Below are 11,939 nucleotides of genomic sequence, written 5' to 3'. Positions count from 1 at the left end.
GCAGGCGCGCAGCCTGCGCCACGCCATCGCCGCGCACGGCCGCATCGCGCTGTTCGCCTCGACGCGCGTGATCGCGGCGCCGGCGTCCGACACGCTGCTGGTCGAGCACGACGAGAGCGCCATGCACCTGCCATTCCGCAACCTGATCCTGTGCACCGGCGCGCGCGAACTGCTGCTGCCCTTTCCCGGCTGGACCCTGCCCGGCGTGACCGGGGCTGGCGGGTTGCAGGCCCTGGTCAAGGCGGGCACGCCGGTCAGGGGCGAGCGCATCGTCATTGCCGGCAGCGGGCCGCTGCTGCTGGCCGCCGCCGCCACGGCGCGACGGCACGGCGCGCATGTCGCGCGCATCGCCGAGCAGGCACCGCTGTCACGCCTGACGCGCTTTGCCGGCGCGCTGTGGCGCTGGCCGTCCAAGGCGGCACAGGCCGTCGCGCTGCTGGATCGCCACTATCGCACTGGCTCCCATGTGGTGGAAGCGCTGGGCGACGAACGCCTGCGCGCCGTGCGCATCCACCAGGGCGACCATATCGTGGCGCTAGCCTGCGACCGGCTGGCGTGCGGCTTCGGGCTGGTGCCGAATACCGGGCTGGCCGCGCTGCTGGGCTGCCAGCTCGACCCCGTATCGGATGCGATTGCCGTCAATGCGCTCCAGCGCACCGGCCTGCCCCACGTCTATGCGGCGGGCGAGTGCACCGGTATCGGCGGCAGCGAGCTGGCCCTGCTCGAAGGCAGGATCGCCGGCTACGCGGCGGCGGGCGCCGACGACCGGGCTGGCCTGGCGCGCTGGCGGCGACGCGTGCGCGCTGGCATGCGTTCGCGGAGCAGGTGCGGACCACGTTCGCGCTCGACCCCGCGCTCAAGACCCTGGCCCGCGCCGACACGCCGCTGTGCCGCTGCGAGGATGTGCCGCTATCGGCCATCCAGGCGTATCCGGATGCCTGGATGGCCAGGATGCAGAGCCGCTGCGGCATGGGCGCCTGCCAGGGACGCGTCTGCGCCACGGCCGGGCGGGCCCTGTTCGGCTGGACGCAGCCCACCCCGCGCCCGCCGCTGTCTCCCGCCCGGATCGGCACATTGATGCTGGACGAGAACGGGCGAAGCTGACAGGCTGACAGGATGTGCGAGTGCGGCTTGAAGTGCCCGCCGGTTGCTACCCCCACAAGTGGGACAGGGGAGAAGACCGCCGGTAGGCCTGTGGATCGACGCACACGGAAGTCCGATGAACTAAAAAGCCATCAGGAGACAATATGCCGCCATCGCCCTCCCTCGCCCTCTCCGCCTCCTTCGCGGCCCGGCAACCCTCGCCGGCACCGGCAAGCCAGCACGAGGCCGACAACATCCCCCACCTCGCCGACATCTGCGCGGGCATATCGAAGCAGCGCCCGCGCGACATGGCCACCCTGCTCGATGCCGTCTCGCTGATCACGCCGTTGCTCAACGCCATTCCCAACGTGGTGTTCTTCATCAAGGACCGCCAGGCGCGCTACCTGGTCGCCAACCTCACGCTGGCTGCCCGCTGCGGCTTCAAGCGGATCGAACCCCTGCTTGGCAAGACGTCGGCCGAAGTCTTTCCCGCCCATCTCGGCCAGCGCTACACGGAACAGGACCGGCGTGTCCTGGACACCGGCAGCGCCATTGCGCAGCAGCTCGAGCTCCACCTCTATCCCGCACGCGATGCGGGCTGGTGCATGACCTGCAAGCGCCCCCTGCTGGATCGCGACGGCCGCATCATCGGCATGGCCGGCATCTCCCACGACCTGCAGTGCGCCAGGGACACGCATCCGGCCTACCAGCGGCTGGCGGCGGTGGACACCTATATCCGCGAGCACTACATGCGCCCCATCCTGCTTTGCGAACTGACCAGGCTGACCGGCTTGTCGGCGGCGCAGCTGGAACGCTACTGCAAGCGCATCTTCCACCTGACGCCGCGCCAGATGATCCACAAGGCGAGGCTGGAGCGTGCGTCCGAACTGCTGTCCACCGATATGCCGATCACCGACATCGCGCTCGAGTGCGGCTATACCGATCACAGCGCCTTCACCCGGCAGTTCAAGGCCCTGACCGGGCTGACGCCGCGGCAGTTCAGGCCGCCGGCCGGCCAGCCCGGCGCGCGCGATTGAGCGGCGAGCGCGCAACAGGCCGCACCCGTCGAACCCGCTTGCGCGGTCTCGTCCGGAGCGGGCTCGTATTGTGCCGATTTCGTCTACCTGCTTTGCGGAAAGCCTCAAGCCCGAACGGCGCGCAACTGCGAACCTGAAGGCTGGTGGCCAGGTGATGCCCTGCCGGCACACCCCACGTACACAATAGGAGACGATATGAGCCGCAACGCCATCCATTGGACCGGTGTATTCCCCGCCGTCAGCACGCAATTCAAGGCCGACTACTCGCTGGATATCGAAGCCACCCACAAGGTGATGCGCAACCTGGTCGCCGACGGGGTCTCCGGCCTGGTGGTATGCGGCACCGTGGGCGAGAACACGTCGATGTCCACCCGGGAAAAGCTCGACGTCATCGAAGCGGCGAAAGACGCCGCCAGGGGCCGTATCCCGGTCATCGCGGGCATTGCCGAATTCACCACCGCCTTCGCCCGGGACATGGTGAACGAAGCGGCGCGGGTCGGCGTCGACGGCGTGATGGTGATGCCGGCGCTGGTCTACTCCGCCAAGCCGCATGAAGCCGCCGCGCACTTCCGCGATATCGCCACCGCCACGGACCTGCCGGTCATGCTCTACAACAACCCGCTGGTCTACCGCAGCGACATCACACCGGACATCCTGGTCTCGCTCGCCGATTGCGAGAACATCGTCTGCTTCAAGGATTCCTCCGGCGATACGCGCCGCTTCATCGACCTGCGCAACGCCGTGGGCGACCGCTTCGTGCTGTTCGCCGGGCTGGACGACGTGGTGCTGGAGAGCGTTGCCGTGGGCGCCGAGGGCTGGATCTCGGGCATGTCCAACGCCTTCCCGAAGGAAGGCGAGACGCTGTTCCGCCTGGCCCGTCAACGGCGCTTCGACGAGGCGCTGGCGCTATACCGCTGGTTCATGCCTCTGCTGCACCTGGACTCGCGCCCGGACCTGGTCCAGTGCATCAAGCTGTGCGAGGAACTCGCCGGGCGCGGAAGCGCCGTCACGCGGCCGCCGCGCTTGCCGCTGCAGGGCGAGGCACTGGAACAGGTGATGACGGTGGTCGCACAGGCCATGGCCACGCGCCCGGTGCTGCCGGACGTCGGCCTGCGGGCCTGAGACTGCGCCGCCGGCCCGCACGGCCGCCATCCGCCCGCCCGCCGCCCGCGATCGCGGGCGGATGGCCGCATCGTCCGGACGGCCATCCCCCGATGACCGAGGAGTCCCCATGTCTCCAGTGCAAGGCAAGTTCAAGCGGCAGCTCACCCTGACCGATCTCACCTTTATCGGCCTGGGCGCGATCTTCGGGTCGGGATGGCTGTTCGCCGCCAGCCACGTATCTGCCATCGCCGGGCCGGCCGGCATCGTCTCCTGGCTGCTGGGCGGCTTTGCCGTGCTGCTGCTCGGCATCGTCTACTGCGAGCTGGGCGCGGCCCTGCCGCGCGCGGGCGGCATCATCCGCTACCCGGTTTTTTCCCACGGCGAGCTGATGGGCTACCTGATGGGCCTGATCACGCTGATCGCCTTCTCCAGCCTGATCGCCATCGAAGTCGTGGCCGCGCGCCAGTATGCGGCGGCCTGGTTCCCCTTCCTGAGCCAGCCGGGATCGAGCCATCCCACCCTGCTCGGCTGGGCGGCGCAGTTCGCGATGCTGTGCCTGTTCTTCGTGCTCAACTACTACAGCGTCAAGACCTTCGCGCGCGCCAACAACATCGTCAGCGTGTTCAAGTTCGTGGTGCCGCTGCTGGTCATCGTGGTGCTGTTCACGCATTTCAAGCCGGCCAACCTGCAGTTGCATGGCTTCGCGCCGTTCGGGCTGTCCGGCATCCAGGCCGCCGTTTCCGCCGGGGGCATCATCTTTGCCTACCTCGGGCTGACGCCGATCATCTCGGTGGCCAGCGAAGTCCGCTCGCCACAGCGCACCATTCCCATCGCGCTGATCCTGTCGGTATTGTTGTCCACCCTGATCTACGTGCTGCTGCAGATCGCCTTCCTCGGCGGCGTGCCGACCGAGACGCTGTCGGATGGCTGGCGCGGCGTCGGCAAGGCCTTCGCGCTGCCTTACCGCGATATCGCGCTGGCGCTCGGCGTGGGCTGGCTGGCCTTCCTGGTGGTCTCCGACGCGGTGATCGCGGCACCGGCAATATCTACATGAACGCCCTTCAAGCTGTTCTCCCGTGTCGATGCGGCCTCCGGGATTCCCCGGCCGGCCTTGTGGCTGACCTTCGCGCTGTCCGTGTTCTGGACCCTGCCCTTTCCCTCGTGGGAGGCCATGATCAACGTGGTGTCGGCCGCGCTGGTGCTGAGCTACGCGGTCGCACCCGTCACGGTGGCCGCATTGCGCCGCAACGCGCCCGCCCTGCACCGGCCGTTCCGGGTCAGGTGGCTGGCCGTGCTCGGCCCGCTCTCGTTCATCATCGCCGCGCTGATCGTGTACTGGTCCGGCTGGGGCACGGTGTCCTGGCTGCTGGGACTGCAGATCGCCATGTTCGTGGTCTACCTGCTTTGCCGGCGCGCGGTACCCACCCATCGCCTGAGCCTGGCGCAACAGGTGAAGTCCTCGCTGTGGCTGATCGCCTTCTATGTGCTGATCATCGTGGCCTCCTACCTGGGCTCCTTCGGTGGCATCGGCGCGCTCAGCCATCCGTGGGACACCGCACTGGTGGCGCTGGCCGCGCTGGGGATCTATGCCTGGGGGGCGCGCACCGGCATACCTTCCGCGCTGATGGATCTCGGCGGCGACGATGACGAATAGCGATTGCCTCGTCAACCTCAGCCTCCAGCCTCCACCCCAACCCGGAGCCCCGATGAACGATCCCATCGCCCCACGGCAGCACCGGCAGGCGCGCAGCGCCGCCACCGAGCGCCTCTCCCTGCGCGAAGTCCGCGCGCTGGCCACCGCCGTGCTGCGGCATCACGGCTTCAGCGATCCGCATGTCGAGGCCGTGGCCGATACCCTGGTGGCCGGTGAGCGCGACGGCTGCGCCTCCCATGGCCTCTACCGGCTGCTCGGCTGCATCGCCACGCTCAAGGCCGGCAAGGTGTCGCCGGATGCCCTGCCCAAGCTGCACGACACGGCGCCGGGGCTGCTGCGGGTCGATGCCATGCGCGGCTTCTCGCAAGTGGCCTACAAGACGGCGTTGCCATACCTGATCGGCAAGGCGCGCTCGCAGGGCATCGCGGCGCTGGGCATCAACCGCTGCGTGCATTTCTCCGCCTTGTGGGCGGACATCGAACCGCTGACCGATGCCGGCCTGGTCGCCCTGGCCTGCACGCCCAGCCATGCCTGGGTCACGCCCGCGGGCGGCAGCAAGCCGCTGTTTGGCACCAATCCGCTGGCCTTCGGCTGGCCGCGCGCCGGCCAGCCCGCGTTCATCTTCGACTTCGCCACCAGTGCGGTGGCGCGTGGCGAGATCGAACTGCATCGCCGCGCGGGCAAGCCGATCCCGGAGGGCTGGGGCATCGATGCCGCCGGGAAATCCTGTACCGATGCGGCCACCGTGCTGGACCACGGCGCCATGCTGAGCTTCGGCGGCCACAAGGGCGCGGCCCTTGCCGCCATGGTCGAACTGCTCGCCGGCCCGCTGATCGCCGACATGACCAGCATGGATTCGCTGGCCTACGATGCCGGCACGAAGTCGTCGCCGATGGGGGGCGAGCTGATCATCGCCATCGATCCCGCGCGCTTTCTCGGCGCGCAGTGCGAGGCGGAGCGGGCGCGGGCGGAAAGCCTGTTCGAGGCGATGCTCGGACAAGGGGCGCGGCTGCCTTCGCAGCGGCGCTATCAGGCACGCGAAGCCAGCCTGCGCCATGGCGTGCTCATCCCGCGCGCGCTGTATGACGACGTCATGGCCCTGCTTGCCGGCAGCGCAGCCTGAGGAACGCTACAGCAAACCCAGCTGCCGTGCGATGGCGACCGCCTGGGTACGGTTGCTGGCGCGCAGCTTGGCGCTGATATTGCGCAGGTGGGTGCGCACCGTGGTCTCGGAGACAAAGAGCCGGTCGGCCATTGCCACATTGGAGAAGCCCTCGGCCAGCAGTTGCAGCACCTTCTGCTCCTTGGGCGTGAGCGGCTCCAGCAAGCCGTGGCGAGCCTGCATGGCGGCGGGGTCGGCCGGCTCCGGGGCGCCGCCGCACGCCTGCAGCAACCGCTCGACGTAGCCCGCGGGCAGCGCGCCGCCCTGGCGCACGCAGGCCTCGCCCACCAGCCGCCGGACGTCCGCGCTTTCGTCGGCGAAGATGCGGATAAAGCCTTCCGCGGCGCCGAAGCGCAGTGCCTCGCCCATGGTCAGCAGCGCCCGCGCGGCATCGCCGCTGCGCTGGCAGGCCAGCGCCAGCAGGATGCGCAGCTTGAGCGCGCGCCGCATCAGTTGCGCCCGCTCGGCAGCGGCGAGTTCTTTCTCGATCGCCTCGCGCGTGGCGGCCGAGGGCTCGGTGAACAGTGCCAGGCGCAGCCGCCCCATGGGCACGTCTTCCAGGTCGTTGGCAAAGGAACTGACGGCGCTGACGCCGGGCCGCGCCCGCCACAATGCCGGGTCCGCGGCATGCAGCAGCGCCTCTTCGGCCGCGTGCTGGTTGCCCTGCAGCAGGGCCAGGCGGGCGCGCTCCAGCATGGCGCCCAGCACCAGCCGCGGCAGGCCGCGATGATGGCCGAGGTGCTCGAGCGCGGCCAGCCATTCGTGCGCGCCGTCCACGTCGCCGCGATCGCAGGCGATACGGGCCAGCACGGCATGGCCGGTGATGATCTGGTCGGGCAGGCCGAGGTCGCGCGCCAGCGGTACGTACACATTGAGCAGGCGCTCCGCGCGCTCGCGCTCGTTGATCTCGTAGAGCGCATCGGCCAGCAGGATGCCGGCCATGGCGTTGCCGTTGGTGGGACCGTAGCGGTTCGGCAGCATGGTGCTGGCGGCAATGCGGAAACGCGCCAGCGCTTGCTGCAGGCGCCCCTGGCGCAGGTCGATCAGCCCCTCCACCGATTCCGAGAAAATCTTGTTGAAATTGCTGTCGGAACCGCGCACCACCTGGCGGGCCACGCCCAGCAGCCGCCGCGCCTCGCGGTAGTCGCCGGTCACCGCGGCCATGCGCGCCATCGAGGTGGCCAGGATGGAATCCGGGAACGGGTAGCCCATGGGCAGCGGCAGGGGATCGTCGCGGCTGTAGGCGCGTGCCTCGTCGAAGCGGTCCATCATGTTCAGCAGCATATGGCGCAGCGCGCGCACGTGGGCCAGCAGGTCGCCCTCGGCGCCGGCCAGCGGGATGGTCTGCAGCAGCGCGATGGCGTCGGCCGGTCCGCGCGTAAACGACAAGGCCCAGACATGGGCGATCTGCAGCTTGGGCCACGCCGCCAGCGCGTCGGCCGGCACGGCGTCCAGCCAGCGTGTCAGCAGGCGCATGCGGCCCTGCGCCAGCAACTCGTCCACCGAGCCCGCCAGCAGCGGGAGCGCGTGAGCCACCGCCCCGGCCGCCAGCGCATGCTCGATGGCCGGCACCGGCCGGCCCTGCTGTTCGTACCAGCGCGAGGCGGCCATCTGCAGGGCCGGCACTTCGTCCGGCATGGCCTGCTGCAACTGCACGCGCAGGAAGCTGGAGAACAGGCTGTGATAGCGGTACCAGCGCGCATTGGGCTGAGCGGGCGGCTCGGCGCCGCCGTGGCGTTCGCCGTCCAGCGGCATCAGGAACAGGTTGGCCCGCTCCAGCCAGGCCAGGATCTCCTCGCTGTCGGCAGTGCCGCAGACGGCATCGCACAGTGGCCCGCTGAGCTGGTCGAGGATGGAAGTACGCAACAGGAAAGCACGCACCGCATCGGGCAGGTGCAGGTAGACATCCTCCACCAGGTAATCGGCAATCGCGGCGTTCGAGCCGGAAAAGCCGGCGATGAACGCGTCCGGCTGGCCGCGCCGCTCCAGCGCCACCGACGCCAGCCACAACGCGGTGGCCCAGCCTTCGGTACGCCGGTGCAGCGCGGAGATGGCAGCGGGCTGCAGCGCCAGGCCGCGTGCGCGGCGCAGGAAGGAATCGGTCTCGTCGGCGGTAAAGCGCAGCTGGGCCGGTTCGATCTCCAGCAGCTCGCCACGCGCGCGCAGCCGCGCCAGCCCGGACTCCGGCACCCAGCGGGTGCCCAGCACCAGGCGGGCGCCGGGTGGCAGTTGCTCCACCACCTGCCAGACCAGGCCGGCCACGGCGGAGTTCTGCAAGGCTTCGAAGTCATCCAGGAACAACGTGAAGGGGCGGTCGTGGGCCGCCATGCGGTCGATCAGCGCGAGCGCGTGCTCGCCCACCGACTGCGGCGCCGGCTGGGCCACGGCGAGCGGCGCGCCGCCCTTGCGCAGCACCAGCGCGAAGGCGGCTTCGAGCGAGCCCAGGAAGCGCGTGGCGTCGTTGTCCGCGCGGTCCAGCGTGAGCCAGGCGGTGGCCACGCCCTCGGCGTCCAGCCGTGCCCGGCATTGCAGCATGGCGGTGGTCTTGCCGAACCCGGCCGGCGCGCGCACCAGCACCAGCTTGACGAAGCCGGCCGCGCACACCGCGTCGCAAATGGCGCGGCGCTCCACCTGGAACGGGGTCAGCATGGGCGGGCGCAGCTTCGCCACCAGCGTGGCGGCGCGGGCGGCGCCCCGATGGCCCGCGCTGGTCTCCTCGATTGTTGCCATTCGCCGTGTCTTCCTGTTGGCGGCGGCACCCACGAGCGGTGGATGCCACGCGATCGGCACCGGCTTATGGTTGCCGGCTGCTGGCGCCACATGCGCCAGGGATCGAACGGCTGATTATGGCGTAAACACCCGCCCGCCACCCGGCGCGCCCATGCGTGCCGGGTGGCGCTGCCTAGACGAGCTTGTTCTCCCGTCCCGCCCAGTAGCGCTCGCGCAGCAGCCGCTTGAGCAGCTTGCCGGTGGGCAGCCTCGGCAGTTCGTCGGCAAAATCCACCGAGCGCGGGCACTTGATGGCCGAGAGGTGCGTGCGGCAAAAGGCGAGCAGCTCGTCGGCCAGGGCCGGGCTGGCATGCGCCATGTCGAGTGGCTGCACCACCGCTTTGACCTCCTCGCCAAAGTCCTCGTTGGGCACGCCGATCACCGCCACGTCCATGACCTTGGGATGGGTCATCAGCAGGTTCTCGGCCTCCTGCGGATAGATGTTGACCCCACCCGAGATGATCATGTTGGCCTTGCGGTCGGTCAGGTAGAGATAGCCTTCCTCGTCCACGTAGCCGACATCGCCCAGCGTGGTCCAGCCGGCGTGCACGGGGTGGCGCGACTGCGCGGTCTTGTCGGGGTCGTTGTGGTAGACGAAGCTGCGCCCTTCGGCAAAGTAGATGGTGCCGGGTTCGCCCGGCGGCAGCACGGCGCCGCTGTCGTCGCAGATGCGCAACTCGCCGACCGACGCGCGGCCCACCGTGCCCTTGTGGCTGAGCCAGTCGGCGGAGCCGACCGCGGTGGAACCGTTGCCCTCGGTGCCGGCGTAGTACTCCCAGATGATCGGCCCCCACCAATCGATCATCTGCTCCTTGACCGACACCGGGCAGGGCGCGGCGGCATGCACGGCAAAGCGCAGCGAGGACACGTCGTGGCGCTGGCGCACCGCCTCGGGCAGCTTGAGCATGCGCGAGAACATGGTGGGCACGACCTGGGTATGCGTGATGCGGTACTTTGCCAGCAAGCGCAGGAATGCTTCCGCGTCGAAATGCTCCATCACCACCGAGGTGCCGCCGAGTTGCTGCACGGCCATGTTGTAGCGCAGCGGCGCCGCGTGATAGAGCGGCGCGGGTGAGAGGTAGCGCGTGTCCGGGCCGAACTGGTAAAGCGACTGGCACATCAGCACCAGCGAACCAGGCACATCGATCCGCTGGTTGGCCGGCGGCGTGAAGACGCCCTTGGGGCGGCCCGTGGTGCCAGAGGAGTACAGCATGTCGGTGCCCGCGCATTCGTCCTCGATGCGCCACCCGGGGTACTGGGCCAGCGCCGTCTCATAGGCGGCAAAGCCCGGCACGATGCCGTCCATCATCAGGCGTGCGCCCAGGCCTGGCGCCTTGGCCGCCAGCCCCTGCGCCACCGTCGCCTGCGCGTGCGAGGTGACCAGCATCCTGGCGCCGCTGTCGGCCACGATATGCGCCGCGTCCTCCACGTTCAGGCGCGTGCTGATGCAGACGTAGATCAGCCCCGAGCGCTGCGCGCCCCAGCACAGCTCGAACAGGCGCGGGTGGTTCTCCAGCAGGAAGGCCACCCGGTCGCCCGGCTGCAGCCCGTGGTCGCGGAACAGCCGCGCCACCTGCTTGGAGCGCTCGTCAAGCTCGCGGTAAGTGATGACGGCGCCACCGGCCATGATGATGGCCGGCTTGTCCGGGGTGCGCTGCGCATGAACATGCGGGTGCATGACTGACCCTCCTGGAAGTGGGTGTGGCCGAACTGGCCGAACTGGGTGGCCGGGTGACTGGATGACTAGGTGGCTTGGAACTGGGATGGCATTGCGTGCGCACATTGTCGGGACAGGCACGCCGGATGAGCATCGTCCGAAGCGACGAACGCGCCTTGGTGCGGCGCCGCAAACGCCCGTGCCGGCGCGCGTGCGGCGCGCCTCGCGCCAAGGCGATTCGTCGCATCCGACGATGCGACCCGGCGGCCTCTTCGCATAATGGCAAGTGCCCCAGCAACCGCGCCAAGGAACCACCGTGGATTTCCAATTCAGCGAAGAACAATCGATGTTGCGCGACACGCTCGCGCGCTACCTGGCCGACCATTACAGCTTCGAGGCCCGCCAGGCGGCGATCCGCTCGCCCGCTGGCTGGCGGGCTTCCTGCTGGAAAGCCCTGGCGCAGGAGCTGGGCCTGCTGGGCGCCGCGTTCCCGGAACGGTTCGGCGGGCTCGGCGGCAATGCCGTCGACCACACGATCGTGATGGAGCAGTTCGGCCGCCACCTGGTGGTCGAGCCCTACCTGTCCACCGTGGTGCTCGGCGGCGGCGCCTTGCTGCATGGCAGCGAGACGCTGGCCGCCAGCTGGTTGCCCGCCATCATCGGCGGCGAGGTCACCGTGGCCTGGGCGCACGCCGAGCCGCGCAGCCGTTACTGCCTGCATGATGTACAAACCAGCGCCACCCACGCGCAAGGCGGCTGGCGCCTTAGCGGCCACAAGGCCGTGGCGGTGGCCGCGCCGTGGGCCACGCACCTGGTGGTGAGCGCGCGCACCAGCGGCAGCCGGCGTGACCGGGACGGCATCAGCCTGTTCTGGATCGAGCGCAACGCGCCCGGCGTGACGCTGCAGGAATACCCCACCGTGGATGGCTCCCGGGCCGCCGACATACACCTGGACAACGTCTTCGTGCCGCATGGCGGCTTGCTGGGCCCCGAAGGCGAGGCGCTGGCGCTGGTCGAGCGCCTGAGCGACGAGGCCGCGGTAGCGCTGTGCGCCGAAGCCGGCGGCGCCATGAGCCGGATGCTCGGCGACACGGTCGACTACGCACGCCAGCGCAAGCAGTTTGGCGTACCGATTGCCACCTTCCAGGTGCTGCAGCACCGCATGGCCGACATGTATGTGCAACTGGAGCAAACCGTGGCGCTGACGCAAGTCGCCGCCATGCAGGCCAGCGCCGAGCCTGTGCAGCGCGCGCTGGCCGCAAGTGCCGCCAAGGCGCAGGCCGGGCAGGCCGGCAAGTTCGTCGGCCAGGCCGCGGTGCAGATCCACGGCGGCATGGGCGTGACGCAGGAGCTGGCGGTTGGCCATTACTTCAAGCGCGTCACCGCGATCGACCTGCAGTTTGGCTCCGCCGAACACCACCTGCGCCGCTACGCCGACCTGCTGTATCCGGTTGCCGCCTGAGCCCTGACGAA

7 protein-coding genes and 1 pseudogene are annotated in these 11,939 nt (G+C 69.5%); 6 read left to right on the top strand and 2 right to left on the bottom strand.

Features of this window, described 5'->3' with window-relative positions; all coding sequences use genetic code 11:
* The 5 genes and pseudogenes from OR16_RS20975 to OR16_RS20955 form a co-directional block, all read left to right on the top strand.
* A partial coding sequence (locus OR16_RS20975) for an NAD(P)/FAD-dependent oxidoreductase (RefSeq protein ID WP_006159962.1) occupies positions 1-1,078 on the top strand: 1,078 nt, incomplete at its 5' end.
* A gap of 169 nt (positions 1,079-1,247) precedes the next feature.
* Positions 1,248-2,120, top strand: coding sequence for an AraC family transcriptional regulator (locus OR16_RS20970; RefSeq protein ID WP_006159960.1), 873 nt, complete (start codon positions 1,248-1,250; stop codon positions 2,118-2,120).
* Between the two features lie 195 nt (positions 2,121-2,315).
* The gene (locus OR16_RS20965) at positions 2,316-3,242 is read left to right on the top strand and encodes a dihydrodipicolinate synthase family protein (RefSeq protein WP_006159959.1); all 927 of its coding nucleotides are present in this window, start codon (positions 2,316-2,318) and stop codon (positions 3,240-3,242) included.
* A gap of 109 nt (positions 3,243-3,351) precedes the next feature.
* A pseudogene (locus tag OR16_RS20960) lies at positions 3,352-4,878 on the top strand (APC family permease).
* A 52-nt stretch (positions 4,879-4,930) separates the two neighbouring features.
* The gene (locus OR16_RS20955) at positions 4,931-6,001 is read left to right on the top strand and encodes an Ldh family oxidoreductase (protein WP_006159958.1); all 1,071 of its coding nucleotides are present in this window, start codon (positions 4,931-4,933) and stop codon (positions 5,999-6,001) included.
* Between the two features lie 6 nt (positions 6,002-6,007).
* Here the strand turns inward: OR16_RS20955 and OR16_RS20950 are convergent, their stop codons facing one another.
* Together OR16_RS20950 and OR16_RS20945 are read right to left on the bottom strand one after the other, a co-directional pair.
* A complete protein-coding gene (locus OR16_RS20950) occupies positions 6,008-8,770 on the bottom strand; it encodes a LuxR C-terminal-related transcriptional regulator (RefSeq protein WP_006159957.1) in 2,763 nt (920 codons plus the stop codon).
* A 172-nt stretch (positions 8,771-8,942) separates the two neighbouring features.
* A complete protein-coding gene (locus OR16_RS20945; protein ID WP_006159956.1) occupies positions 8,943-10,487 on the bottom strand; it encodes an AMP-binding protein in 1,545 nt (514 codons plus the stop codon).
* Positions 10,488-10,782: 295 nt separating this feature from the next.
* Between OR16_RS20945 and OR16_RS20940 the strand changes: the two genes are divergently transcribed.
* Positions 10,783-11,928, top strand: coding sequence for an acyl-CoA dehydrogenase family protein (locus OR16_RS20940; protein ID WP_006159955.1), 1,146 nt, complete (start codon positions 10,783-10,785; stop codon positions 11,926-11,928).
* Positions 11,929-11,939: the final 11 nt, after the last annotated feature.

This window comes from Cupriavidus basilensis OR16 (assembly GCF_000243095.1).
GTDB classification, from domain to species: Bacteria; Pseudomonadota; Gammaproteobacteria; order Burkholderiales; family Burkholderiaceae; genus Cupriavidus; species Cupriavidus basilensis_D.
The sequence above is the reverse complement of the archived record's forward strand: the minus strand, read 5'-3'. Positions and strand labels throughout refer to the sequence as shown.

What these genes read in the sequence shown, in the direction of transcription:
- OR16_RS20945 (WP_006159956.1), bottom strand. Translation starts at nt 10,487, where the DNA reads ATGCACCCGCATGTTCATGCGCAGCGCACCCCGGACAAGCCGGCCATC.
- OR16_RS20955 (WP_006159958.1), top strand. Translation starts at nt 4,931, where the DNA reads ATGAACGATCCCATCGCCCCACGGCAGCACCGGCAGGCGCGCAGCGCC.
- OR16_RS20965 (WP_006159959.1), top strand. Translation starts at nt 2,316, where the DNA reads ATGAGCCGCAACGCCATCCATTGGACCGGTGTATTCCCCGCCGTCAGC.
- OR16_RS20970 (WP_006159960.1), top strand. Translation starts at nt 1,248, where the DNA reads ATGCCGCCATCGCCCTCCCTCGCCCTCTCCGCCTCCTTCGCGGCCCGG.
- OR16_RS20950 (WP_006159957.1), bottom strand. Translation starts at nt 8,770, where the DNA reads ATGGCAACAATCGAGGAGACCAGCGCGGGCCATCGGGGCGCCGCCCGC.